Below are 25,460 nucleotides of genomic sequence, written 5' to 3' on the forward strand. Positions count from 1 at the left end.
AGCCGTACCGACCCACCTCACCCCGGAACACGAAAGAGAAACCGAGATGACCACGCACGCCACGACCGAGGCCGGTCTCCCCATCGACACCCGTTTCGAACAGCCCGCCACCGAGGACCGGCTTCAGCGCGCCGCGGCCGCGCTGCGGGAGAAGGGCTTCGCCGTCGAGATCGTCGACACGGCGGCGGACGCGCGTGCCGTGGTCAACCGGCTGCTGCCCGGTGACCGGAGCGTCCTCACCGTCTCCAGCGAAACGCTCCGCACATCCGGCCTGGACGACGACATCAACGCGTCCGGCCGGTTCGACGCCGTGCGCCCCAAGCTCATGCGGCTGCGCGAGGAAGGGCGATTCGACGAGATGCGCGGCCTCGGCTCCGCCCCCGACATCGTCGTCGGGAGCGTGCACGCGGTGACCGAGGACGGGAGGCTGCTGACCGCCTCAGGCAGCGGCAGCCAGCTCGGCGCCTACAGCTTCGGCGCGGGCCGGGCCTTCTGGGTCGTCGGTTCCCAGAAGATCGTCCCCGACCTCGACACGGCGCTGCGCCGCATCGAGGCCTACGCCTACCCGCGTGAGGACGTCCGCGCTCGCCAGGCCTACGGCACGCCGGCTCTGCTCTCCAAGATCCTCATCATCAACACCGAGATGTTCCCCGACCGAGGCACCGTGATCCTCGTCCGCGAGCCCATCGGCTTCTGACCGCTCACGCTCTCGAGCGAGGACTTCATGACGTTCCAGATCAGGAACTCCATCGGCGGACGGGCAGGAGCCACACCGTGGTAGGACGAGTGCCCTACAAGTGGCTGGTCGCCACCGCGTTCGTGTTCGGGCTGTTCATGGAGATCCTCGACATGACGGTACTGAACACCGCGTTGCCCGCACTCGGCCGGCACTTCGGCGTCGGCACCGAGACACTGCAGTGGCTGGTCACCGGCTATCTGGTCAGCATGGCGGTGTTCATCCCCGCCTCCGGGTGGGTCGCCGACCGGTTCGGCACCAAGCGCACCTTCCTGTTCGCGCTCGCGGTCTTCACCGCCGCCTCGGCCTGGGGCGGGATCGCCGGTTCGCTCGGCGAGCTGATCGTGGCCAGGGTCGTCCAAGGCGTCGGCGGCGGACTGCTGACCCCGGTCGGCACCACGATGCTCTTCCGCGCCTTTCCGCCTGCCGAGCGGGCGAAGGCATCGGCGGTGCTGTCCATACCGACCACCGTCGCCCCGGCCTTCGGCCCGGTGCTCGGCGGATGGATGGTCGACACCATCAGCTGGCGGTGGATCTTCTTCCTCAAAGTGCCGATCGGCGTGCTCGGCCTGCTCTTCGCGCTGGTGGCCCTGCGCGAAGAGCGCGCGGACCGTCCCGGCCGCTTCGACGTCGCCGGGTTCCTGTCCGGCGGCGGCGCGCTCGCGCTGCTGCTGCTCGGCCTCGACGGCGGCGCCCGAGAGGGATGGGGAACCGCCCCGGTGCTCGTGCCGCTGGGCGCCGGGCTCGCGCTGGCGGCGGTGTTCACCACCATCGAACTGGCCCGCGGCGAGCCGATGATCGATCTGCGACTGCTGAAGGACCGGCTGTTCCGGACCGGCAATCTGCTGATGCTTCCGTCGTCAGGAGCGCTGATGGGCGCGCTGTTCCTGGTGCCGCTGCTGCTGCAGTACCAGATGGGCGTCGACGCGACCGGCTCCGGCCTGGTCACCATGTTCCAGGCGCTGGGCATGATGGCCTTCCTCCCGCTGGCCGGCCGCCTGTACCCGAGAATCGGCCCCCGCCGCGTACTCGCGACCGGATTCGCCGTCATCGCCGCCGCCCAGGCGATGCTGATCATGGTCGGCCCCGGCACGACCCTGTGGGCAGTCAGGCTGTCGCTGTTCGCCATGGGCGCGGGAATGGCGCTCACGGTCATCTCACTGCAGGCGGCGACCTTCGCCACGATCACCCCTGCGGCCATCGCACGGGCCTCGTCCGTGTTCTCCACCACCCGCCAGGTCGCCGGCGCCGCCGGCGTCGCCGTGGCCGCCACCCTGCTCACCGCGCGAAGCGACACCAGGCTCGCGGGCCTCGGCGACCGCGCCGCCGATCTCGCCGCCAGGCAGGAAGCGCTCTTCGCCGCCCACCACGACATCTTCCTCGTCACCACCGCGCTCGCGCTGGTCGGCTTCCTCGTCTCCCTGCGCGTGCGCGACAGCGACGCCGCCACCACCATGCGCCAGGCTGCGACAGCGACGAACAGGTAGCCGTTGCCCGCACGATCTGCGTGCCGGCCACGGCTGCCTACGCGCGAACTCACCACCGATGACAATGCGCCTGCGCGGATCTCGGCGTGCGCAGAAAGCCAAGGCTGATGTCGCGACAGACACGATCCTCCTCACGGGCCCGGCGCTCGGCCAGGGCTCGTACTGGGGCGCGGCATCCGTGGGGTCGTACTGAGGCGCGGCATCATCAGCACGCGTGGCCGGCGGCGCGCGTTGAGGCGAAAGCCCGCTGACGGGGACGAAAACGCGTTGCCGTGGATCCCCCTCGAAACGTATGGTTTTGCGCTCGTGACTACGGTGGTGGAGCGAATCCTGCCTGCCCGGCTGGGTGCGGGATTCCGGTGGCTGCTGGCCTCGAGCTGGCTGACGAATCTCGGTGACGGGGTCGCGGCCGCCGCGGGCCCGCTGCTGATCGCGTCGCTGACCCGCGACCCGCTGATGATCTCGCTGTCGGCCCTGGTGGGCTGGGCGCCGCCGCTGCTGTTCAGCCTGTACGCGGGCGTGCTGTCGGATCGGCACGACCGCCGCGGCATCGTGCTCGTCGCGAACGCGGTGCGGGCCGTGGTGCTGGCAGCGCTCCTCGCGCTCATGGTGACCGGCACCCTGACCGTGGTGACGGCGCTGGTGGCGCTCACGCTCCGGTCCGTCGCCGAGGTGTTCGCCGACAGCGCGACGGCCACGCTGACGCCCATGATGGTCGGCAAGGACGATCTCGTCATCGCCAACGCCCGCCTGGGCACGGGATTCATCACGCTCAACCAGCTCGCCGGGCCGCCGATCGGCGCGGCGCTGTTCGGCCTGGGTCTGACCTGGCCCTTCGCGGGCCAGCTGCTCCTGGTGGTGGCGGGCATGGTCCTGGTCTCCCGGATCACGTTGCCGCCGCACGGCCGGCAGGCCGGCGACCCCAGGCCCGGCACCGTACGGGAACTGGTCGCCGGGTTCAGCTGGACGGTCCAGCACGCGGCGGTCCGCACGCTGGCGCTCACCATCCTGATCTTCAACTTCACGTTCGGCGCGGCCTGGTCGGTGCTCGTCCTCTACACCCAGGAGCAGCTCGGCCTCGGCGCGATGGGCTTCGGCCTGATGACCACCATCGGCGGCATCGGCGGCCTGATCGGCACCGGCCTGTACGGGGCCATCACCCGCAGGGTGAGCCTCGGTGCGCTGATGCGCATCGGGCTCATCATCGAGACGTTCACCCACCTCGGCCTGGCCCTGACCCATTCACCGTGGGTCGCCGGGGGCATCTTCCTGGCCTTCGGCGCGCACGCCTTCATCTGGGGCACGACCTCGGTCACCGTCCGCCAGCGCGCGGTCCCGCACGAACTCCAGGGCCGGGTGGGCAGCGTCAACACCGTCTGCGTCTACGCCGGTCTCGTGGTGGGCTCGTTGATCGGCGGTGTCCTGGCCACTCGCTTCGGTGTCGCGGCACCCTTCTGGTTTGCTTTCGCGGGTTCCGCGGTGTTCGTGGTGCTGCTGTGGCGGCAGCTCATGCTCATCGCCCACGACGACTGAGAAGTCCGGCCCCGCACTCGGCCTCGGTAACATCGAGCGAGTGTCGTATCACAGTCGGTCGTCATCCGAGTCCTCGGATCGTCTACGCGACGCCATGGTCGCGGAGCTGCGAGAGTGCGGTGTGATCCGCTCGCCCGAGGTCGCCGCCGCCTTCGCCAAGGTGCCGCGCGAGAAGTTCGCCCCCGAGGCATCCCTTTCCGCGGCCTACTCCGTTCGTGACACCGTGGTCACCAAGCGCGACGCCGAAGGCAGGGCGACGAGCTCGATCAGCGCGCCGTGGCTGCAGGCCGAGATGCTCGAAGCAGCCCGCTTGAGGCCCGGCGCGCGAGTGCTGGAGGTCGGCAGCGGCGGCTACAACGCCGCACTCATCGCTGAACTCGTCGGGCCCGAGGGCGTGGTGATCAGCATGGACATCGATCCGTTCGTCACCGGGCGCGCCACCCGCTTCCTCGCCGAGACCGGTTATCCGCACGTGAAGGTGGTACTCGGCGACGCCGAGCGCGCCGCCGACGAGCTTGGGCCGTTCGACGTCATCCTCGTCACGATCGGAGCCTGGGACTGCCCCTGGGGCCACCTCCTGGCTCCCGGGGGCAGGATGATCGTCCCGCTGCGCTTCTGCGGGCTCACCCGCTCGTTCACCTTCGTGCGGGAGGACGACCATTTCGCCGGTCTGAACCCCACGGTGTGCGGGTTCATCCCCATTCAGGGCGCGGGTGCGCACCGCGAGCACACGGCAGCCTTGGCGGACAGGACAGTGAACCTGCTGGTCGACGCCGGCCCCGCACTCGACGTGGCGGCGCTCGACCTGGCACTGGACGGTAACCGGACCGAACAGTGGACGGGCGTCACAGTCGGCTACGGCGAACGGTTCGACACCCTCCATCTGTGGGTCGCAACCCGGACGGAGACCTTCGGCGTGATCCGGCGGGACCCGGAGCGCGGCAGCGACCGAGTCGAACCCGCCATGCGCTGGTTCACCCCCGCCCTCGTCACCCCCGACAGCTTCGCCTACCTCACCCTGCGTCCGGAGCAGCGGAAGGACGGCGAGCGCGGGCAACGCCGCTACGAACTCGGCGTCTACGGCCATGGCCGCTCCGGCGACGACCTGGTCCGGCGGCTCGCCCTTGAGGTGGTGACCTGGAATTCCGAGTGGCGTGCACACCCCGGCCCTGACTTCTCCCTGTATCCGATCGGGGCTTCCGTGCCGGCCCCGGCCATCGGCCGGATCTTCCCCAAACGCCACACCCAACTCGTTATGGCTTGGAGGTGACCTCCTGAACGGAAGAGCCCGCTCCGGACGCACTCAGACTTTCTCGAGATGGCGGGTGTCACCGAGGCTGACGACCGTGCGGTTGTGGAAGAAGTCGTCTTCGCGCAGCGTGGTGATGCTGCCCGATGGCACCCGGAAGCTGGCATAGCCGACCGCCTTGATCGGCATCTTGATCCAGGACGTTACGACAAAAGTCAGGGAGCCGCCGTGCGTCACGATGATTTGGTGTTCGCAGGGGCGCTGCAAGATCTCGTCCATGGCCGCGTAGATGCGCTGCGCCAGCACCGCCTTGGTCTCGGCCCCCTCCACGCCCTCGTCGTGTTCCAACCGCTCCCCGGCAGCCGGCGGCGGGACGAATCTTTGGTCCAGCCACTCCTGGGGCCTTCCCCCCGCCTCTCCGTACGACTTTTCCCGCAATCTGCGGTCCAGAATTGGTTTCACGCCGAACAGCTCGGCGACCTTCTCGGCCGTTTGCCGGGTGCGCTGCAGATCCGAGGAGAACAGCTCCACGTCGGCGCCGTCGGGGATCTGGGCCCGCAGCGCCTGGGCAATGGAGGCCGCCGCGCTGAGGCCGACCGGTGTCAGCTGCGAATCATGCCAGCCGCCGACGACCCTCTCGACGTGGTGCGTCGCCTCCGGATGGGTGACGGCGTAAATGGTGCGCATGAGTGAGCTCTTCCTGTAAGGAGGCGTTCTCGCGTGATCTTAAGAGTGGTTCACGAGTTCTCTGAATTTCGGTGATCGCGGCTCTGCCCGCCGACCATGGCCCGCCGTGAACTGCGCGAATGCGTCTACTTCGCGGCTCACCCAAGCTTCAGGAGTCCCAGGCCGTTCGGCGTCTTCTGCGTCGGGAAACGTCGGGCTCCCTTGGCAGGAATTCGGTGAATGTCGATGACGGGTTCGGTGCCGAGGTCGCGGCGCGCGGCCAGGTTGCTTCCTGTGCGTGCTGCTGGCGTGGGAAATAGCGCACTGCTCAACCGAGACCGAGAACGAGTTCAAGAAAGCGTGCGTCAGACGCCCTTCAGAACACGATCAAGTGCCGCCCGGCCTGCAGGCCCCCAGTTCGGCTTACCGCCGGGGAGGCCCCGATCTCCGTTCTGTCCCATGAGCATCAGGAAGAGGCTCTTCATGGCGGCCAGCCCGCGGGCGCGCCTGATCGTTGCCTCGTCCGCGTGCGCGTACGCGTCGAAGAACCGTGCGGCCGTGCCCGCGGGTAGCAGCACCCACGCGGCGCCGAGGTCCCACGCGGGATCGCCGGCGAACAAGGCACCGAAATCGATCACGCCCGAGATCGTCCCGTCCGAGACGACGACATTCGCGGGATGGAGGTCACCGTGCAGCCACATCGGCGGGCCCTCCCACTCGGGGGCCGCGACGGCATCGGCCCACACGGCCCGGACGGCCTGGACATCGCCGATGGCGTCGGGGTCGATGGCCTGCAAGAACTGCTCGAAGCCGCCCGTGCACCTCTTGGGGTGAGCGCCGAAGTCCGAACCGGCCGGGGCCTCGGCGGGCGCCTCCACATGGAGCGCCCTGAGGAAGCCCGCCAGCGTGTCGGCCGCGTGGGCGCCGCGGCTGATCGAGCCGTGGTCCAGTGGCTCGCCGGGGACCCACGTCATCACGGTCCAGTGCTTGGGGAAGCGCTCGGACGGTTCGCCGAACCGCACCGGGGTCGGCACCGGGAGCGGCAGGCGCGGGGCCAGCACAGGCAGCCATCGCCGCTCCTTGAGCTGGACCTCCGGGGTGGGGTCCATGCGCTGCATGCGCACGGCCAGCTCGTCCCCGAGGCGCCACATCTGGTTGCCCCAGCCGCCCGCCACCTCGCGGATGGCCAGCCCCGCAAGGTCTGGATGTTGCTCCTGCAGCAGGTCGCGGACCAGGTCTGCGGTGATCTCGATCTCGGTGTCGGTCATGTGAAGTCACAGTACTGAGGCGGCAGCGGAACGGCTCCCGCTCTGCGGAAGATCTCGCTGTGACGAGCGACCTCGGCGTCCCTGCCGCACGCCCCGTGCCAAGGGTCAGGTGTCGAAGCGCTGATCTGCGTGAATTCGCCCCTTTACCAGGCGGGTAACCCTTGCGAAGCGTGCCAGTTCCTCTTCGGGGATGGTCTTGTTCGGAACTTCGAAGACGGCTGAGGTGGCCAGCCGGAAGATCAGGGCCCTGACGAGCATCTGGAGCCCGTCACGGCCGGGAAGCACGCTGTCGATGAGTTCCGGCTCCGCATGGTGGTAGAGCAGGCCGTCGGCGACGACGATGGCTTCGGCATACCCGACAGGCCGCCAGTACGGCGAGAAGTCGATCACAGCAGGCGGCTGCCCACGGTGCAACAGCACGTTCCCAGTGAGATCCCCGTGCACGAGCTGACTGGGCGCGTCCACGGGACGCCGGAGCTCCTGCAACGTCGCCAGCAGCCCGTCGGTGTGAGCCGCTGCCACCGAACTGATCTCACCCCATGCGACGCGGTCGGCTACCGCCCAGGGATGCCGGCGTCGGTCAAGCAGGTCGGGGGTCGCGTCCACGGACGTGGTGTATGAGTCGATCTTCGCGTGATCCTGTTTCTGCAGGTTAAGCGGTGAGTGTCTGTGGGATCTGGTTCTGGGCGGGTGTGTCGCCTGGGATCACCCGCAACCGGGCTTTGGCCTCGGCTCGCTTGGCGTGGGTGGACGGCGGCGATGAGCGGGCGGGTTCAGGGCGGTGGGTACGCCGGTCGAGTCTCGGGTGCTGTCAGTAGTGGGAGCCACACCGCGTCCACGATCTCGGCGATCGACTCGTACGGCACCGGGCGCATCGTCATGAACAGGTCGTGGCGCAGCAGGTCCAGCGGCAGGTTCACCACGCGGGACGAACGTGGCACGTCGGGCAGTTCGCCGCGCTCGACCGCGCGGGCGACGATCATCTCGAAGGCGGTCGGCCGGCCCGGCGGGAGGAGGGTGTCGCGTAGCTCGCCGAGGCTGGTGCCGGTGTCGCGGAAGTAGTCCACGAGCTGCACGCTCATCAACGTGATCATGCCTGCGCGGTCGGCGTCGGCGTTGCGCAGGAAGCCGATCGCGTCGTCGCGGAGGCTTCCGGTGTCGGGCACCGCGATCGGCTGCCAGAACTTGGTGAGCGTGGCCAGCAGCAGGTCGTCGCGCTGCGGCCAGCGCCGGTAGAGCACGGGACGGCTCGTGCCGGCGCGGGCGGCGACCGCTTCGTAGGTGAAGCCGTGGTAGCCGTGCTCGACCAGCACGTCCCACGCGGCGTCGAGGATGGCGTCCTCCAGTTTCGGGCCGCGGCGACGGGTCGCGCCGCCGCCGTCCCGGGTCGCGCCGCCGTCGGGGCGGCGTTCTGTCGCCTGCGTCCCGATCGCTCCGCGCTCGTCCGCGGTCTGGTCCTGCTTACGGTCCACTTGCGTATCTTATCGCGGTGATCTACGGTGGCGCCTTATTAGATACAGTCACGTATCCTAAGGAGGCGTCAGCGATGTTCGACGTCATCGTCGCCGGAGGCGGGCCCACCGGCCTCTTTCTCGCCTGCGAGCTCCGCCTCGCGGGGGTCCGGCCTCTGGTGCTGGAACGACGGCCGGAACCGGACCCCGCGGACAAGGCGCACGGCCTCGCCGGCCAGGTGGTGCGACTGCTGGACCACCGCGGCCTCTTCGAACGCTGCGGGGGCCGAGGAGCGCCGGCGCCCGCGCCCGGGTTCTTCTTCGGCGGGTTGCCGCTGCCGCTGCACACGCTCGGCGAGGAGAACCCGATGTATCTCCTGCCGGTCAACCAGCGTGATCTCGAACAGGTGCTCAAGGAGCGCGCGGCGGAACTCGGCGCGGACGTCCGACGGGGCCGGGAGGTGCTGTCCTTCAGCCAGACCGACGACCGGGTGGACGTCGTGGTACGCGCTCCGGACGGAGCCGAGACGACGTTGACGGCGCGATACCTCGTCGGCTGCGACGGCGCCCGCAGCCTGATCCGCAGGCAGGCGGGAATCGCCTTCCCCGGTGTCAGCGACGACAGCGTCGTCGACCGGTCGGCCCTGATCGGGCCGAGCGACCGCTTCCGTCTCGTGCCGGGAGGACGGGTCGTGATCGACGGCCTCGGCGAGGTCCCGGCGCACTTCCACCGTACCGAGAAGGGGGTCTTCACCCTCCTCGCGCACGATCCGGAGCGGCCGCTCGTCAACACGGCCGAATGGGAGGACGCGCCGGCAGGCGACTTCCCGGGCACGGGCGCGCCGATGACGCTGGCCGAGATGGAGGAGAGCGTCGAACGGGTCCTCGGAGTGCGCCTCCCCCTGGCCCCGCCACCCGAGGGCGCGCCCACCATGCTTCGCCGCCTGTGCGGCCGGAACTCGCGGCTCGCCGACCGCTACCGGGTCGGCCGGGTCTTCCTCGCCGGCGACGCCGCGCACGTGAGCCACGGTCCGACCCTGAACCTGGCGCTCCAGGACGCGGCCAACCTGGCCTGGAAACTCGCCGCCGCCCTGAGGGGATGGGCCCCGGAAGGCCTGCTGGACAGCTACGAGGCAGAACGCCGCGTGAGCGGCGAACGCGTGCTCATGCACACCCAGGCCGCGAGCGCTCTGCTCGCACCCGGAGCCGACGTCACCGCGCTGCGCCTGCTCTTCGCGGAGCTCCTCGGCAGCCCCGAGAACCTGCACATGGTCGCCGCCCTGATGGCCGGTGCGGACGTCCGCCACGACATGGGCGAGGAACGTCCCGCCGCGCCCACCGGCCGGTTCGTGCCGCCCATCGACCTGACCACCGGCGACGGACACGTACGGCGCCTGGCTGAGCTGCTGCGCGACGCCCGCCCCCTGCTTCTGGACCTCACCGGCGGGGACGACCTCGCCGCCACCGCGGAGCCCTGGAACGACCGGGTACGCCGCGTGACCGCGACCGCCGACCGCGCCCCGGCGCCCGCCATGCTCATCCGGCCGGACGGCTACGTCGCCTGGGCGGGCGCGGACCCCGACGGCCTGAAGGCGGCCCTCACCCGCTGGTTCAGCCCGGCCTGAGGCCCTGCCGCGCTCACGTCGGCGCCTGCCTCCAGGACGACGCGTCGGCGGAGGCGAAGTGGTCCAGTACGGTCGTCGTGGAAACGTCGGACGACACCCCAGGGCGGCGAGCCGGGCCGGGACCCGCGGCCGCGTCGCGCCGGGGTGCGAGGCCGACTCCACGATCTCCGCCCGGAACCCCGCTGCGGCCACGAGACCCTGATGAAGGACGAGATGAACCCCGAAAGGCGACACATCGCCGTCACCGCCGCCGCCCCCTTCGAGCGCGGCAAGGAACGCGGCGAGCTGCTTCGCGAGGAACTCCCCGGTGGGCTCGACCTGTACTTCGAGCTCTTCCGCCTGGCCGGCCTGGCCGAGGGGCGCGTCCGCGAGGACGCGCTCCGCACGGCCGACGCGGCCGGCGCGTTCCGCCCCCGGCTGCGGGAGGAGATGGACGGCGTCGCCGCGGGCGCCGGGATCGACCCGTGGCACGTCTACGCGCTCAACGCGCGCACCGAGATCCTCGCGCAGAGCGCCGAGGGCCGCCCCGGCGAATGCTCGACCATCGCCCGGAGGCTCGCACCCGGCGCGGGAGGCCCGCCCACCTTCGGCGCGCAGACCTGGGACTGGCACGTCGAGCTCGCGCCGTACTGGCACACCCACGAGGTGCGCGGCGGCCGCCACGACCTGGTCGGGTTCACCGAGCACGGCATCCTCGCCAAGGTCGGCGTCAACAGCGCCGGGCTCGCCCTGCACTTCAACATCCTCGGCCATCGCGAGGACGGCGCCGGCGGCGTTCCCGTGCACCTCCTCGCCGCCGCCGTACTGGAGGAGGCCGGCACGGTGGGGGAGGCGCTCGACCTCGTGCGATCAGCGCCGGTCAGCGCGTCGAGCTCGTTCACCCTCTTCGACCGGGAAACGGTCGTCACCACCGACATCACGCCGGTCGGGGTGTTCGTCGTCGAACCGGTCGGCGGGACTGTCATCCGCACCAACCACTTCCTCTCGCCGGAACCCGGCGCGGGTGAGAAGAGCGAGCTCTACCAGCCGGACTCGGGCGAGCGCTTCGACCTGGTGGCCTCCCGCCTGGCGCGGGGGCGGGAGCCCCGGAGCGCGACCGAGCTGCTCGGCGTCCTCCGCTCCGGGCCGGGAGAGCCGCCGCTGTGCTGCGTGCCGGACATGACTCTGCCGCTCGGCCAGCGCTGGGCGACCCTCGCCACCGTCATGCTCGAACCCGCGACCCGCACGGCGCGCGTCGCCGACGGTTCGCCCCTGGAGGCGCGCAACGGGCCCTGGCGCGTGCTCACCGCCTGACCGCCGGCCGGCGGCGGGCTACGCCGGGACGTGGCCGAGTTGCCGCAGCTGTGAGTGGATGTCGACGACTCCCCAGAGGTCGATGATCTGCCCCTCGGCGAAGCGGATGATGAAGATCTCGCGGTAGGTGACGGATCGGCCGGTCGGGGGCACGCCCCGGTACTCACCGGTGTTGGTCCCCGTGACCGTCTGCCGAGCGATGATCTTGTCGCCGTCGGCGAGCAGGTCCTCGACCGTGACGTGAATGTCGGGGAAGGCGCGCAGGAGGGTCTCCCAGATGCGCTTCTGCGCCTCCACCGCGATCATGTCGGTCCCCTCCGCGGTGTGGAACCGTCCGTCCGGGTGGATGAACTCGTCGACCGCCTTCGTGATGACGTCCAGATCGCCGCTGTTGACGGCCTCGTGGAAGCGGTGGTACGTCTCCTTGTTACGTGCTTCCTGGGTTGTTGACATGTCGCCTCTCCTCGAATCGGCTGAAACCGGCGTCTCTGTGATGACCGACGAGGCAGCCCCCCGGATTGTGATGTCGTCAGGCGACCAGGTCACAGGCTGTCCCAGCCGTGCCATCCGTACCAGCGGCCTGTGAGACGCCGGTAGGTGTCGTCGGCCGTCTCCTCCGGCTCGCCGACGGGAAGCAGGAGGAAGTTCGTGTTGCTCTCCAGAGCCCATTCCTGGCCGATGAGGCAGGCGCTGCCGGGGACGTCCTGGTCGTCCTTCCCCCAGCCGGAGTAGGGGAAGGCGCCGCAGATCCGGTACAGCCCGAGCCAGCGGCAGGAGGTGTCCTGCGACGTCTCGGCCGTCACCGTCCGGGCGTAGGCTTCCATGCTCGGTTTCGAGATCGTGAACCGGAGCCAGAAGGGGGCGTCCGTCACGAGCGCGACCGCGAGGCCCGCGACGACGAACCAGGGCACCATCCAGCGTCTCAACCGCGCCTGCGCCGTACCCCTGCTCATGGCCAGGGTGAACCGGGCCGCCCAGATCAGCCACAACGGGATGCCGAAGAAGAGACCGGCCAGGAACATCTCGATGACACGCGCCGCTCCATCGCCACGGTTCCATCGGCCCTACCGGCGGTTCCCCCGCCCCGAGGGAGCGCCGCGGCCGGCCCGCCGAGCTCGCCTCGCGCCCTTGGACAGCTCGGCCCTCGGAGCCCCCGCCGCCGTGTCAGGAGGGGGCGGGGATCCACTCGGTCGTGGTGGTGGCGGCGGTCAGGGACGCCGGGTCGGGGAGCACGCCGAGGCCCGGCTCGGTGGGGACGGCCATCAGTCCGTCCTCCAGGACGAAGGGCCGGGTGATGTCGCGCCGGTAGTAGCGTTCGGTCGCGGAGATGTCGCCGGGCAGGGTGAACCCCGGCAGGCCGGCGAGCGCGAGGTTCCCGGCGCGGCCCAGCCCCGTCTCCAGCATGCCGCCGCACCACACCGGCACCCCGTGCGCCGAGGCGACGTCGTGGATGCGGCGGGCCTCCAGGTAGCCGCCCACCCGTCCGGGCTTGATGTTGATGACGGAGCAGGCGCCGAGCCTGATCGCCTCGGCGGCGTCGGCGGCGCTGGTGATGCTCTCGTCCAGGCAGACCGGGGTCTCGGCGCGGGCGGCGAGCGCGGCGTGGGAACGCAGGTCGCCGGGCGCGAAGGGCTGCTCGACGAGGGCGAGCCCGTAGGCGTCCAGGCCGGCCAGGTGGCGGATGTCGGCGGGGGAGTAGGCCGTGTTGGCGTCGACGGTGAGCATCGTCGCGGGGCCGAAGGTGTCGCGTACCGCGCGGACGGGCTCGACGTCCCAGCCGGGCTCGATCTTCAGCTTGATCCTGGCGTACCCGGCGGTGAGGTGCCGGTCCACCGTTTCGAGCAGGGTGTCGAGGTCGTCCATGATGCCGACGGAGACGCCGACGGGGACGCGGGTCCGCACCGCTCCGAGGTGGTCGGCGAGGCTCGTCAGGCGGGCCCGCAGCCAGCAGTCCAGTACGGCCATCTCCACGGCGGACTTGGCCATCTGGTGGCCGCGCAGGTGGCGCAGCGCGCCGGCCACGGACGCGGGCCGCAGGTCGAGCCCGGCCAGGGCGGGCACGACGAAGCGGCGGATGACGTCGGCGGCCCCGGCCAGGTATTCGGGGCAGTAGGTGGGATCGTCCTCGGCCACGCACTCGCCCCAGCCCTCGCCCTCGTCGCTCACGACCCGCAGGACGAGCGCCTGGCGGGCGGTCTGCGTGCCGAGCGAGGTGCGGAACGGGCTGACGAGCGGCAGCGCGACCTGGCGCAGTTCGATGCCGTCGAGCTTCACCGTGCGCCTCCCCGCGCCAGCAGGTACCAGCCGGACCGGGTGAAGCCGGTGACGTGGTAGCCGTGGCCGAGCGCGCCGCCGAGGCCGTCGTGGAGGGCGGCCCGCCAGCGCCGCGCCGCCGCCGGGTCGCTGGAGCGCAGCCCTTCGATGTCGGGCGGTGTCGCGCAGCGGAGCAGGCCCGCTCCCTCCGGCTCCCGTACGGCGCCGGACTCGTCCACGATCGTGCGGTGCGGCGGCTGGTCGGAGGGTTCCTCGGGCGGCGGCGCGGCGACGGGCCAGGTGACGAGGAGCCGGTCGGAGGGGCCGCCGTCGTTGAGACCGTCGGACATGGGGCCGTAGAAGTCGGGGAGGTAGGCGCTCACGCGGGCGCCCAGCCTGGCCAGGTTGAAGAAGGCGTTGCGGCGGACGAGCGGGTCGAAGGTCCACGAGACGGAGGCCAGGCCGCGCTCGCCCGCCCAGGCGCGCTGGTGCTCCTTCAGCGCCCGGCCGACGCCGCGCCCGCGCGCCCCCGGCGCCACGCCGGCGATGTGGGAGTGCAGGCTGCGGTCCGCGGCGAGGAAGCCGGCCGCCACGCCCGCGAGCTCGTCGTCGAGGTAGGCGCCGGCCACGTAGCAGCCGGAGTGGGCCAGGGCGCACAGCATGTCGAGGGCGATCGGGGGGTCGTCGCCCGGCTGGGTCGCCCATACCTCGCGCAGCAGGCCGGCGGCGCGCTGGAGCTCGGGGGTGCCGTGCAGGGTGCGGACCCGCACCTCGGCGGGAGCGGTGGTCAGGAGTTCTGCCATGGGCGACAGCATCGCGCCGGGGCGGCCTCCGCGGCGTTGGCGCTCACGCCGAACTTCGGCCCGCGGGCTTTGTGGCGCCGTTCAGCCGCGCGCCCGCGGGCCTCGCGCCGCTGTCCGGTCGTGACGCCGCGGGCTTCGCGCCGCCGTCCGGTCATGACGCCGCGGGCTTCGGGGCGTCGTTCAGGCGTAGTTGCAGGGCCAGCACCAGGCGGGTGTCGGTGTCGTCCAGCGGCACGATCTCGCTGATGCGGCGCAGCCGGTACCGCAGCGTGTTGGGGTGCACGGACAGCAGTTCGGCCGCGCGCGGCACGTCGTAGTGCGCGCCGACCCACGCCGACAGGCTGTGCACGAACCGGGTGCCGTGCCGGGCGTCGTGCGCGGCGATCAGCGCCAGCGGCTCGCCGCGCAGGGCCCCCTTGGAGCGCAGCGCGACCTCCAGGTCGGTGAGGAACAGCGCCGCGGACAGTTCCTCGTGCGTGCCGACGGGCTCGTCGGCGAACGGCCCGCACAGGGCGCGCAGCGCCTCCCCGGCCTGGCGGGCGCTGGCCTGGAGCGCGGCGGCGGACGGCACGGTCCTGCCGATGCCCGCCCGCCAGCCGCCGCCGAGCCGCTCGCCCACCTGAACCAGCGTGTCCGCGGTGATCCTGCGCAGCAGCGGCGTGCAGGCCTCGGCGGCGACGACGGCGTGCGCCCGCCCGTCCACGACGCCGGTGGCCGCCCTGATCCGGTAGGCCAGGTACGTCGTGCGCAGCAGGTCGGCGGCGTGGGAGGAGGCGAACGCGTCGGCGGAGCCGTCGGCGGGGCCGAGCGACACGACCGTCAGCGGCTCGTCGGCCGCCAGCCCGAAGGAGGTGGCCAGCTCGTCCACGGCGCCGATGCCGCGCAGCAGCCAGCCGAGGCACTCGTCGCGCCGCCGTCTGGCCTCGTCGGCCGCCAGGTTGATGCGCGCCAGGTGGGGCGCCGCGGCCGCGGCGGCCTCGGCCAGCACCTCCGCGGCGTCGGCGGCCAGCGGTTCCTCCGCCTGCACGGCCCAGATCGTGCCGAGCGCCTCGCCGCGGGCCCGCACCGCGATGGCCAGGCGCGGGTAGTACTCGCGCGGCTCGTAGCTCCAGATCGCGCCGTCGGCGCGCATGACGGCGGCGTACTCTTCGGCGTTGGTGGGGTGTTCCGGCACCCGCCTGCCGAGGATGCCCTCGCGTCGCAGTTCGTCGATCCGCTGCCCCTCGACGGTCGAGTAGGCCAGCACCCGCATGGCGACGTCCTCGATGGCCACGGCGCCGCCCACTCGGATGGCGACCTCGTTGGCCAGCGCGAACAGGTCGCCCGCGCGGGCCCCGCCGGGGTCGCCGGCCGGGGCGACGACGGCCAGCAGGGCGTCGACGAGGGTGTAGAGCTGCCCCCATGACAGCTCGGGCTGCGCGGCCAGCAGCGCGGTGCCCGCCGCCCGTGCCGCGGCGGCGAGCACGTCCAGGTCGCCGGCGGCCGGCTTGACGACGACGGCGGCCACGCCGCTCTCGCCCGCGCGGGCCACCGTCTCGGCGGACGGGCGGCCGGTCACGAGCAGCACGGCGCCGTCGAGGCCGGACATCGGCCCCTCGGGGTCGTAGATGACGGGCGCGCCGGCCAGGGGACGCCTGCCGTGCGGCAGCGCCAGCGGCTGGACGACGTCCGGGCCCAGGCTGTCGATGAGCACGCCGAGCGTGATCCGGCCCCGCGCGGTCACGGCGTGCCCCGCCGCAGCACGCGCCCGTGCCTGCCGCCGGTCGGTTCGCCGTCGGCCACCACCTGGCGTCCGGCGAGGAACACGTGGACGACGCCCGTGGGGCGCGCGTCGGGCCGCTCGTACGTGCCGTCGTGCCCGATGGTGCCGGGGTCGAACACGCAGACGTCGGCGACCGCGCCGGGCCCGAGCCAGCCGCGCCCGGCCAGCCCGAACTGCCCGGCGGCGGCCGAGCTGACCTTGCGGACGGCCACCTCCATGGGCACCGCCCGCTCCTCGCGCACGTACCGGCCGAGGAAGGTGGGGAACGTTCCGAACGTCCGGGGATGGTTGGGTCCCACGGGCGGGCCGCCGTCGGACCCGATGGACACCAGCGGGTCGGCCAGGAAGGCCCGCAGGTCGTGCTCGTGCATGGTGTGGAAGACGCCCGCCGCCCTCGGGTCGGCGGCGAGCAGGTCGCACAGCGCCTCCCACGGGTCGCCGCCGAGGTCGGCGAGCCGCCGGCCGGCGACGCGCGGGTCGCGGTGGGTGAGGATCTGCACGTCGGCGGGGTGCAGTTCGCGCCAGAGCCCGACGCCGATCCCGCTGCCCGGACTCTCGGCCAGCGTGCGCAGCGCGGCCCGCGTGCCGGGGTCGGCCAGCCTGGCCAGCAGCGCCTCCTCGCCGCCCTCGCACGCGGACGGCGGCAGCACGGCCACGAGCCCGGTGCCGAACGCCAGGTAGGGGTAGACGTCGGCGCGCACGTCCAGGCCGGCCGAGCGCGCCCGGGAGAGCCGGTCGAGCACCATCGCGGACGCGCCGTGCACGGCCCGTCCCGACGCCTTGCAGTGCGAGACGTGCAGCCGCACCCCGGCCCTGGTGGCCACGGTGATCGCCTCGTCGAGCGCCTCGGCCAGGCCCTCGCTCTCGCTGCGCAGGTGGGTGGCGTACGTCAGCTCCCACCGTTTGGCCACGAGCGCGAGCGCGGTCAGCTCGTCCAGGCCGGCGTAGGCGCCGGGCACGTACTCCAGCCCGCTCGACAGCCCGTACGCGCCGGCCTCGAACGCCTCGGCGGCGAGCGCGCACATCCGGTCGAGCCGGGCGGCCGTGATCTCCGCGGTCATGCCGGCCGCCGCCAGCCGCAACGTGTTGTGCCCCACCAGCACGGCCAGGTTGTTGGTGGGCCCGGCCTGCTGGGCCGCGTCGAGGTACTCGCGCATGGTGGGGAAGGCGGCGTCGGCCAGGACGGAGGGGGTGAATCCGGAGTCGTCGTCGTGTACCGGCGCGCAGGAGAAGCCGCAGTTGCCGATGATCTCGGTGGTGACGCCCTGCAGCAGCTTGAACGGCTGCTCCTCGGAGAGGAAGGGGACGGTGTCGGAGTGGCTGTGCGGGTCGACGAACCCGGGCGCCACGACGAGCCCGGCCACGTCGAGCACCCTCCTGGCCGGGCCGAGCCCGGTCCCGATCGCGGCGACGCGGCCCTCGTGGATCGCGACGTCGGCCGTGCGGGAGGGGCCGCCGAGGCCGTCGTGCACGGTTCCGTGGCGAAGCAGCAGGTCAAGCATGGACGAAAGGCTCCCTTACCCGATAGCACGGGCACTAGCGACTGAAGTACCGAATTCACTACAGACCCGGCACGGAGGCGATCAGGGTGCGGGTGTAGTCGTGCGCGGGCGCGTCCAGCACCCGGTCCGCCTCGCCGGCCTCCACGACCTCACCCCGCGAGAGCACCACCAGCCGGTCGGCCATCTGCCGCACCACGGCCAGGTCGTGGGTGATGAACAGCATGGCCGTGCCGACCTGGCGCAGCAGCTCCAGGACGTGCGCCTGCACGGAGACGTCCAGCGACGCCACGGGCTCGTCGCAGATCAGCAGGGACGGACGCACCGCCAGGGCCCGCGCGATGGCGACCCGCTGACGTTCGCCGCCCGACAGCGCCGAGGGCCGCCGCGAGGCGTACGCCGCCGGCAGCCCCACCTGCTCCAGCAGCTCGGACACGGTGGGCCGCGGGCCCGGCGCGCCCTGCGCCGCGGCCTCGGCGAGCGCCGCGCCCACGCTCATCGCGGGGTTCAGCGACGTCGAGGGGTCCTGGAAGACGCACTGCACCAGCCGGTGCCGCGGCCCCTCGCCGGCCAGCTCCACGGTGCCGGAGTCGGGCACGGCCAGGCCCAGCACGCAGCGCGCCAGCGTGGTCTTGCCCGACCCCGACCCGCCGACCACGCCGACCGTCTCGCCCCTGCGCACGTCGAGCGAGACACCGCCGAGCGCGACGTGGCCGCCGTACCGCTTGCTCAGGCCGGTGACGCGCAGCACCGGCGGGCCCGGCTCGGGCGGGGGCGCGGCCGTGACGTGGACGGCGGCGCGCGGACGCACCCGCGTGAGGCAGGCCGTGAGCCGGCCGGGGGACGCCTCACGCAGCGGCGGCCTCGCCTGCGTGCACTCGGGCGCGACCTGCTCGCAGCGCGCGGCGAACGCGCAGCCGCCGGTCACCTCGCCGGCCGCGGGCACGCTGCCGGGGATGCCCTCCAGCCGGGCCAGCCGCCGCTCCACCGTCGGGACGGCCGCCAGCAGCCGCAGCGTGTACGGGTGCGCGGGCGACCGTCTCACCTCGGCGGCCGGCCCCTGCTCGACGATGCGGCCCGCGTACATGACGGCCACCCTGTCGCACAGCTCGAACGCCACCCGCAGGTCGTGGGTGATCAGCAGGACGCCCATGCCGCGCGCCCGCTGGACCCGCCGGACGAGCTGCAGGATCTCGTGCTGGGTGGTGGCGTCGAGCGCGGTGGTGGGCTCGTCGGCGATCAGCAGCTCCGGGTCGCCGGCCAGGGCCGCCGCCAGCGCCACCCGCTGCCGCATGCCGCCCGACAGCTCGAAGGGGTGGCGGCGGGCCACCGAGGGATCGTCGATGCCCACCTCGGCCAGCCGCTCGGCCACCGACACGCGGGAACGCGCCGACTCCGCGATGTGCGCGCCCGCCGTCAGCAGCGGGTTGAGCATCGCGAACGGGTCCTGCATGAGCAGCGCCAGCCGCCGCCCGCGCACCGGGCGCCACACCCGCTCGCCGGCCCCGAGCAGCTCCCGGCCGCCCAGCGTGATCGAGCCCGTCGCCCGCAGCCCCCTCGGCAGGAGCCCCGCCATGGCGCGGGCGGTCAGCGACTTGCCGCTCCCGGACTCGCCGACCAGGCCCACGGTCTCGCCCGGCGAGACCTCCAGGTCCACCCCGTCCACGATGAGCCCGGGGCCGGTGACGCGCAGGCCGGTCACCTTCATCGGACGCCTCCTTTCGACATCGACTCGAACGCCCGGTCGCCCAGCAGCGTCGCCGCGCAGGCGACCACGGTGATGAGGGCGGCCGGCGCGATCGAGGCCCACGGGTTCAGGTCGAGCAGCTGCCGGTTCTCCTCGACCATGAGCCCCCAGTCCGGCGTGCCCGCCGGGAGGCCGACGCCCAGGAACGACAGCCCGGCCAGCGCGACCAGCGCCCCGGTGAAGCTGAGCAGCGCGTTCGCCACGACGGTCGGCGCCAGGTTGGGCAGCAGGTGGCGGAACATGATCCGGCCGGGGCGCAGCCCCAGCGTCCGCGCCGCCTCGGCGTAGGCCAGCTCCCGCTGGGCCAGCGTGAGGCTGCGCACCACCCGGATGTCGCCGGGGGTGAACAGCACCGCCATGGCCAGCACCGCCCAGCCGTAGCCGCCGCCGAGCACGCCCACGACCACGATCAGCACGAGCAGGCCGGGCATCGCGATGGCCAGGTCCACCACCCGCATGAGCAGCGCGTCCACCCAGCCGCGGCGGTAGCCGCTCAGCAGGCCGAGCGAGGTGCCGAGCGCCGTCGTGAACAGCGCGACCAGCACCGGCCAGAACAGGGCGGAGCGGGCGCCGGCCAGCAGCCGCGACACCACGTCGCGGCCCATCTCGTCGGTGCCCAGCCAGTGGGCCGCGCTCGGCCCAGCCGCGCCGAGCGCGAGGTCCTGCGCGGCCGGATCGTACGGCGCCAGCCACGGCCCGGCCAGCGCCGCCAGCGCCACCAGGCCCAGCACCGCCGTCAGCGCGGCCCTCATGCCGCCGCCCCCTTCCTGACCCGCGGGTCGACCACCAGGTACGCCAGGTCGATCAGCAGGTTGACGGCGACCACGATCACGCCGCCGAGCAGCACCAGCGCCTGCACCACCGGGATGTCCTTCTGCCCCACCGCGCCGATCAGCAGCGCCCCCAGCCCGTGCAGGCCGAACGCCCGCTCCACGAAGACCGACCCGGTCAGGTTCGCCGCCAGCAGCAGCCCGCCCACGGTCAGCACCGGCAGGGCGGCGTTGCGCAGCGCGTAGCTCGTCCAGACGCGGCGGCGCGGCAGGCCGCGCGCCCTGGCGAAGGTCAGGAAGTCCGACGCGGCGAGGTCCAGCGCCGCGGCCCGCATCTGCCGGACCACCAGTGCGGCCTGCGCCGCGGCCAGCGCGACGGCGGGCAGCGTGAGGTGCGTGATCCGCTCGGTGAGCGTGCGGCCCTCGCCGAACACGGGGAACCAGCCCAGCCGCACGGCGAACCCGTACAGCAGCAGGATGCTCAGCGCGAACGACGGGATCGACAGCGCCGCCAGCGAGCCGAGCGTGATGCCCTGGTCCAGCCGGCCGCCGCGGCGCATGGCGGCCAGCAGCCCGGCGGGCACGCCGACCACGACCGTGAGCACCAGCGCGTACGCGGCCAGGCCCGCCGTCACCGGCAGCCGGTCGGCGATCACCGTCACCACGGGCTCCCTGGAGTAGACCGAGGTGCCGAGGTCGCCGTGCAGCGCGTCGCCCAGCCAGCGGGCGTAGCGGACGGGGAACGGGTCGTCCAGGTGGTACTGCTCGCGGATCGCCGCCCTCGTCTCCGGCGTGGACGGCCGCCCGCCCAGCAGCACCTGCTCAGGGCCGCCAGGCGCGGCCAGCAGCAGGCCGTACGTGAGCGCCGACAGCACGCCCAGCAGCAGGACGGCGGCGCCGAGGCGGCGGCCGAGCAGCGTGAGAACGGCCATGTCAGCGCCCCGCCGGACGGATCCGCGCGAACATGTCGGTGGTCCAGGTGCCGAGCGAGGCGGTGAACCTCTCGCTCAGGGCCACGGCGTTGTCGGTGTGGAACAGCGGGATGTAGGGCACCTGCTCGGCGATCTCCTTCAGCAGCGCGGTGACCTGGGCCTTCGCGTCCTCGCCGGTGGCCGAGACGAGCGCGTCGAGCTTCTCGTCGGTCTCGGCCGAGCCGTAGCCGGAGAAGTTGAAGCCCTGCGGCTGCGCGGAGGCGCGGCTGATCATGTCGGGCAGGACCTCGATCGGCTCCGGCGTGCCGTAGGCGAGGCTGACGAACTGGATGCCGAGCCGGTCGTGCTCCATCATCCGCGACTGGTACTGGTCGGCCGGGGCCGGCTCCAGCCGGAGCGTGATGCCGATCTTGGCGAGGTCGGCGGCGACGGCCTGCATGACGGTGCCGGTGTCGCCGCCGCCGGCGTACGGCACGGCCAGCGTGAACCCGCCGGGGTGGGCGGACCTGGCCAGCTCCGCCCTGGCCTTCGCCGGGTCGTACGGGTAATCGGGCAGCGGAGGCGGGGCGCTCCCGTACAGGGCGGTGAGCATGGGCGCGGGCAGCAGGGCCGCGGCCGGGGCGCCGTGCCCGGCCGTCATCAGGTCGGAGATCGCCCTGCGGTTCACCGCGTACGCGATGGCCCGGCGGACGTGGACGTCGGCCAGGGGCCCGTTCCCGACCGCCAGGGACAGGTAGCTGATGTTGTCGCCCGGGTAGAAGATCGTCTTGACGCCGGGCAGGCCGGTCCACTTGCGGGCGTCGCGGGCGTTGAGGTCGCTGGTGCCGTCGACCTCGCCCGACCTCACCGCCAACCGCAGCGTCTCGGGGTCGGCGATGCTCTTGACCTCGATCCTGCGCAGCGCCGGCCTGGGCCCCCAGTACGCCTCGTTGCGCTCCAGCACGACCCCGGAGGTGAGCGAGAAGCGGCTGACCTTGTACGGGCCGGTGCCGAGCGTGCCGACCTCCGGGCTGCCCAGGTCCTTGGGGTGGGCCTCGGCGAGCTTGCGCGGCACGACCTGCCAGGCGATCGCCGACACCGACAGGAACGCCGGCGCCGGGCGGCGGAGCGTGACCTTGACCTGGCCGGCGCCGACCGCCTCGACCTTCTTGACCATGGTGAAGTAGCTGGCGGCCTGCGAGGCCACCGCCGGGTCGAGGTGGCGGCGCAGCGAGAACGCCGCGTCGTCGGCGGTGAGCGGGCTGCCGTCGGTGAAGCGCACGTCCTCGCGCAGGGTGAACAGGTAGCTGGCCGGGTCGGGCTGGGTCCAGCCGGCGGCCAGGCGCGGGACGGGCTTGCCGCGCTCGTCGAGGCCGACCATGCTGTCGAGGACCGCTGCCTGGACCAGGGTGGAGGCGCTGTTGAAGCCGTGCGCGATGTCGAGGCTGTTGGGCGCGGAGGTCGTGGCCCAGATCAGCGTGTCCGCCGGCGGCGGCGCGGCGCCGCCCGCCGAGCAGGCGGTGGCGAGCAGCAGCACGGCTGTCGCGGCGGCAGTCTTCGCAGGTGTCATCGGACCACCTCGGAAGGGGGAGTGGCGGGGACAGTCGGACGCTAGAAGCCGGACAGTCCCCGTTCACTGACCGGCCCGCCAAAACCGGCGGCCCCCGCCTCGTTCCGCAGGCCAACGACCCCTCGTCCGGACCGGAGCCGCCGCGGGGCCCGCGGACCCTCAGGTGAAGCGGAGCCGTCGCAGGCCGCCGCCGCTGACCAGCAGCGCGCCGCCCTCCAGTCGCAGCGTGAACGGCTCGGCCCGCCACAGGCCCGCGGGCGCCGGCGTCACCGGCAGTTCGAGGGTGCGGCCGATGCGCAGCACGCCGTCACGCACGCTCGCCCGCACGCCCAGTTCGTCGCTCTCCCACTCGCCGTCCGGCATCGGCGTGCCGTCAGGGGGAGGGGCGGCCACGAACGTGACCGGCCTGCGCGCGGCCAGCAGCGAGCCCACCACCAGCGTGTCCCCGGAGAACTCCAGCCAGGCCAGGTGTGCGTCGCCCAGCCCGTGCCAGCGCCCGTCGGCCCCCGGCACGAACGTGCCCACGTCCGCGACCTCCAGCCCGTCGTCACCGGCCCGGACCTCCAGCGTCGCGTCGCTCACCGGGTCGTGCCAGTGCTCGTGGCCGGGCAGGGGCAGCGCCCCCGGCTCCTGCCCCGGCTCGGGCGGGGCGCCCAGCAGCAGCCGCACCAGGCGCTCGTTCAGCGCGAGCGGGTCGATCTGGAGCTGGTTCGACAGCACCGCGAGGCCCAGGCCGTCGTCCGGCAGGAAGAGCAGGTCCGACAGGTACCCGTGCATGCCGCCCGCGTGGCCGAACGCCCGCCGTCCCGCCACCTCGTGGTGGTAGAGCCCCATCGCGTACGGCAACGTGGTGCCGTCCGCCAGCACCGCCCGCTCCAGCAGCGCGTCACGCAGGTCCGCGCCGAGCACCCGGCCGTCGGCCAGGAACCCGAACCACGGGGCGAGGTCGCGCACGCTCGTGACGAGACCTCCGTCGCCGACCGCGCTCTCCTGCGTGTCGGCCCGCACGGGCGGGCCGCCGTGGTTGGCGTAGCCGTACGCGAGCCTGGCGAGGGGCGCCGACGCGTCGTCCCTGAACACCGTGTCGTCCATGCCGAGGGGCGCGAACAGCCGCTCGCGGGCGAACTCCGCCAGCGACCGCCCGCTGACGCGCCGCACGGTCACGGCGGCCAGGACGTAACCCGTGTTCGAGTACGTGAAGTCCGTCCCCGGCTCGAACGTCGTCGTCCTGAGCCTGGCGATCACCTCCAGCAGGCGTTCCTCGGTCATCTCCGACAGGGGGTGGCCGGTCAGCGGCAGCACCGCGTACCACTCGGGCAGGCCGCCGGTGTGCTGCAGGCACTGCCGCAGCGTCACCGGCACCGCCAGGTTCAGCTCGGGGATGTGCGTGCGCACGTCGTCGTCGAGGTCGAGCTTGCCGTCGCGGGCCAGCAGCAGCACGCACGCGGCGGTGAACTGCTTGCTCGCGCTGGCGATGTCGAAGCGGGTGTCGGCGTCGATCGGCACGCCGAACTCCAGGCACGCCGTGCCGGCCGCCGCGGTGACCAGCGGCTCGCCGCCCGAGTAGACGGCCGCCGCGAGCCCGGGCGTGCCGGGGCCGACCAGCCCCGACACCTCTTTCTTGACCAGTTCGAGATCCATGTCCGCAGTATCGTCAGCGCGTCGCCGCCGCCCGTTGGCGTGGGCCACCACGCCTGCGGCCCGAAGTTTGGCCTGGCGGCACAAGCCGGTCCGGTGAGCGCTGCCTAGGTTCGCCGGCATGATGCGAGCCCTGCTCACCACCGTACTGGCGGCGGCGCTCACCGCCACCGCCCCCACGATCAGCGCACCTGCCGTCGCCGCGCCCGCCACCGCCGCGCCGAGGCTTCCCGCCCCCACGGGGCCCCACCCGGTCGGCACGCTCACCCGGGAACTGGTCGACGCCTCGCGCGCCGACCCCTGGGTGCCCTCCGAGCGCCGCCGGCTCATGGTCACCCTCTGGTACCCCGCCGCCGCCCCTTCCGGCGACCGCGCCCGCTACGTCACCCCCGAGGAGTCGGCCCTCCTGCTCGCCGCCCAGGGGCTGCCCGCCGGCGACCTGCTCAGCCGGGTCCGCACCCACTCCTTCGCCGCCGCCCCGCCCGTCCGCGGCCGCCTGCCCCTGGTGATCCTCTCGCCCGGGTTCGGCCTGCCCCGCTCCTCCCTGACCCTGCTCGGGGAGGACCTCGCGAGCCACGGCTACGCCGTCGCCGCCGTCGACCACACCTACGAGTCCGCGGCCATCACCTTCCCCGGTGGGCGCACCACCACCTGCCGCGCCTGCGAGATCGAGGACGCGCCCGGCCTCGTCCCGGCCGTCCGCTCCGCCGACGTGTCGTTCGTCGTCGACCGCCTGCTGGCGGAGCGCCCCGCGCTGATCGACCCGGCCAGGATCGGCATGGCCGGGCATTCCATCGGCGGCAACAGCGCGGCGCGTGCCATGGAGGACGACACCCGCATCGACGCGGGCGCCGACATGGACGGCGCGTTCATCGTCCCCCCGCCGGCCGGCGGGCTCGCCCGGCCGTTCCTCCTGCTCGGCACCCCGGACGTCCCCACCTGGGCGGAGAACTGGCCGTTGCTGACCGGGTGGAGACGCTGGGCCGAGGTGGCAGGGGCGGAGCACGACTCGTTCACCGACTACCCGGTGCTGGGCGAGCAGCTCGGCCTGCCCGCCGGAACCCTGCGGGGGACACGAGCCGCGGCGATCACCCGCGCCTACCTGCGCGCCTTCTTCGACGTGCACCTGCGCGGCAGGTCCGGCGCGCTGCTGAACGGGCCGTCACCGGCCTACCCGGAGGTCACCTTCCGCGGCTAGC

The 25,460-nt window shown here is 72.9% G+C and carries 22 protein-coding genes; 7 read left to right on the top strand and 15 right to left on the bottom strand.

Translation table 11 applies throughout. The features are described 5' to 3' along the window. The first annotated feature begins 46 nt into the window (after positions 1-46). The 4 genes from BMX74_RS31800 to fxlM all read left to right on the top strand — a co-directional run bounded on the left by BMX74_RS31800 (position 47) and on the right by fxlM (position 5,026). Positions 47-697 (top strand): LUD domain-containing protein, encoded by a 651-nt coding sequence (locus BMX74_RS31800; protein WP_091104290.1) that lies wholly within the window; start codon positions 47-49, stop codon positions 695-697. Between the two features lie 77 nt (positions 698-774). Continuing rightward, positions 775-2,223 carry an MDR family MFS transporter gene (locus BMX74_RS31805; RefSeq protein WP_218154112.1) on the top strand — a complete coding sequence of 483 codons (1,449 nt, stop codon included), beginning with the start codon at positions 775-777 and terminating at the stop codon, positions 2,221-2,223. A 306-nt stretch (positions 2,224-2,529) separates the two neighbouring features. Then, positions 2,530-3,756, top strand: coding sequence for an MFS transporter (locus tag BMX74_RS31810; RefSeq protein WP_055510132.1), 1,227 nt, complete (start codon positions 2,530-2,532; stop codon positions 3,754-3,756). A 40-nt stretch (positions 3,757-3,796) separates the two neighbouring features. Further along, positions 3,797-5,026, top strand: coding sequence for a methyltransferase, FxLD system (gene fxlM / locus BMX74_RS31815; RefSeq protein WP_256257380.1), 1,230 nt, complete (start codon positions 3,797-3,799; stop codon positions 5,024-5,026). A gap of 33 nt (positions 5,027-5,059) precedes the next feature. Here the strand turns inward: fxlM and BMX74_RS31820 are convergent, their stop codons facing one another. From BMX74_RS31820 to BMX74_RS31835, 4 genes are all read right to left on the bottom strand, one after another. Then, a complete protein-coding gene (locus BMX74_RS31820; protein ID WP_091104293.1) occupies positions 5,060-5,692 on the bottom strand; it encodes a histidine phosphatase family protein in 633 nt (210 codons plus the stop codon). Between the two features lie 344 nt (positions 5,693-6,036). After that, positions 6,037-6,939, bottom strand: coding sequence for an aminoglycoside phosphotransferase family protein (locus BMX74_RS31825; RefSeq protein ID WP_091104295.1), 903 nt, complete (start codon positions 6,937-6,939; stop codon positions 6,037-6,039). Positions 6,940-7,044: 105 nt separating this feature from the next. Continuing rightward, the gene (locus BMX74_RS31830; RefSeq protein WP_143078828.1) at positions 7,045-7,545 is read right to left on the bottom strand and encodes a phosphotransferase; all 501 of its coding nucleotides are present in this window, start codon (positions 7,543-7,545) and stop codon (positions 7,045-7,047) included. A 167-nt stretch (positions 7,546-7,712) separates the two neighbouring features. Then, positions 7,713-8,411: a TetR/AcrR family transcriptional regulator gene (locus BMX74_RS31835; RefSeq protein ID WP_091104298.1), complete on the bottom strand. Its 699-nt coding sequence runs from the start codon at positions 8,409-8,411 to the stop codon at positions 7,713-7,715. A 74-nt stretch (positions 8,412-8,485) separates the two neighbouring features. Between BMX74_RS31835 and BMX74_RS31840 the strand changes: the two genes are divergently transcribed. Beyond that, the gene (locus BMX74_RS31840; RefSeq protein ID WP_091104300.1) at positions 8,486-10,015 is read left to right on the top strand and encodes an FAD-dependent monooxygenase; all 1,530 of its coding nucleotides are present in this window, start codon (positions 8,486-8,488) and stop codon (positions 10,013-10,015) included. 201 nt (positions 10,016-10,216) lie between these two features. Further along, positions 10,217-11,308 (top strand): C45 family autoproteolytic acyltransferase/hydrolase, encoded by a 1,092-nt coding sequence (locus tag BMX74_RS31845; protein WP_218154113.1) that lies wholly within the window; start codon positions 10,217-10,219, stop codon positions 11,306-11,308. Between the two features lie 18 nt (positions 11,309-11,326). Here BMX74_RS31845 and BMX74_RS31850 read toward each other — a convergent pair whose 3' ends face one another. From BMX74_RS31850 to BMX74_RS31900, 11 genes are all read right to left on the bottom strand, one after another. Continuing rightward, on the bottom strand, positions 11,327-11,761 hold the full coding sequence (locus BMX74_RS31850; RefSeq protein WP_091104301.1) for an ester cyclase: 435 nt from the start codon (positions 11,759-11,761) through the stop codon (positions 11,327-11,329). Between the two features lie 89 nt (positions 11,762-11,850). Next, positions 11,851-12,330 (bottom strand): hypothetical protein, encoded by a 480-nt coding sequence (locus BMX74_RS31855; protein WP_091104303.1) that lies wholly within the window; start codon positions 12,328-12,330, stop codon positions 11,851-11,853. 142 nt (positions 12,331-12,472) lie between these two features. Then, the gene (gene menC, locus BMX74_RS31860; RefSeq protein ID WP_091104305.1) at positions 12,473-13,582 is read right to left on the bottom strand and encodes an o-succinylbenzoate synthase; all 1,110 of its coding nucleotides are present in this window, start codon (positions 13,580-13,582) and stop codon (positions 12,473-12,475) included. Further along, positions 13,579-14,364, bottom strand: coding sequence for a GNAT family N-acetyltransferase (locus BMX74_RS31865; protein WP_256257382.1), 786 nt, complete (start codon positions 14,362-14,364; stop codon positions 13,579-13,581). The genes menC and BMX74_RS31865 overlap by 4 nt, the downstream gene beginning before the upstream one ends. 151 nt (positions 14,365-14,515) lie before the next feature. Continuing rightward, positions 14,516-16,087, bottom strand: coding sequence for a PucR family transcriptional regulator (locus BMX74_RS31870; RefSeq protein ID WP_055510149.1), 1,572 nt, complete (start codon positions 16,085-16,087; stop codon positions 14,516-14,518). Then, positions 16,084-17,628 carry an N-acyl-D-amino-acid deacylase family protein gene (locus tag BMX74_RS31875; RefSeq protein WP_091104308.1) on the bottom strand — a complete coding sequence of 515 codons (1,545 nt, stop codon included), beginning with the start codon at positions 17,626-17,628 and terminating at the stop codon, positions 16,084-16,086. Before BMX74_RS31875 ends, BMX74_RS31870 begins: the two co-directional genes overlap by 4 nt. A 58-nt stretch (positions 17,629-17,686) precedes the next feature. Then, positions 17,687-19,333 carry an oligopeptide/dipeptide ABC transporter ATP-binding protein gene (locus BMX74_RS31880; protein ID WP_055510153.1) on the bottom strand — a complete coding sequence of 549 codons (1,647 nt, stop codon included), beginning with the start codon at positions 19,331-19,333 and terminating at the stop codon, positions 17,687-17,689. Beyond that, on the bottom strand, positions 19,330-20,124 hold the full coding sequence (locus tag BMX74_RS31885; RefSeq protein ID WP_055510156.1) for an ABC transporter permease: 795 nt from the start codon (positions 20,122-20,124) through the stop codon (positions 19,330-19,332). The genes BMX74_RS31880 and BMX74_RS31885 overlap by 4 nt, the downstream gene beginning before the upstream one ends. Beyond that, complete coding sequence (locus BMX74_RS31890; RefSeq protein WP_055510158.1) at positions 20,121-21,074, bottom strand: ABC transporter permease; 954 nt, start codon at positions 21,072-21,074, stop codon at positions 20,121-20,123. The genes BMX74_RS31885 and BMX74_RS31890 overlap by 4 nt, the downstream gene beginning before the upstream one ends. Before the next feature lies 1 nt (position 21,075). Continuing rightward, complete coding sequence (locus BMX74_RS31895; RefSeq protein ID WP_091104309.1) at positions 21,076-22,623, bottom strand: ABC transporter substrate-binding protein; 1,548 nt, start codon at positions 22,621-22,623, stop codon at positions 21,076-21,078. Between the two features lie 159 nt (positions 22,624-22,782). Then, on the bottom strand, positions 22,783-24,264 hold the full coding sequence (locus BMX74_RS31900; RefSeq protein ID WP_177227596.1) for a serine hydrolase domain-containing protein: 1,482 nt from the start codon (positions 24,262-24,264) through the stop codon (positions 22,783-22,785). 118 nt (positions 24,265-24,382) lie between these two features. Between BMX74_RS31900 and BMX74_RS31905 the strand changes: the two genes are divergently transcribed. Then, the gene (locus tag BMX74_RS31905; RefSeq protein ID WP_218154114.1) at positions 24,383-25,459 is read left to right on the top strand and encodes an alpha/beta hydrolase family protein; all 1,077 of its coding nucleotides are present in this window, start codon (positions 24,383-24,385) and stop codon (positions 25,457-25,459) included. Position 25,460: the final 1 nt, after the last annotated feature.

The sequence above is a fragment of the Nonomuraea pusilla genome, from assembly GCF_900109355.1.
Lineage (GTDB): Bacteria > Actinomycetota > Actinomycetes > Streptosporangiales > Streptosporangiaceae > Nonomuraea > Nonomuraea pusilla.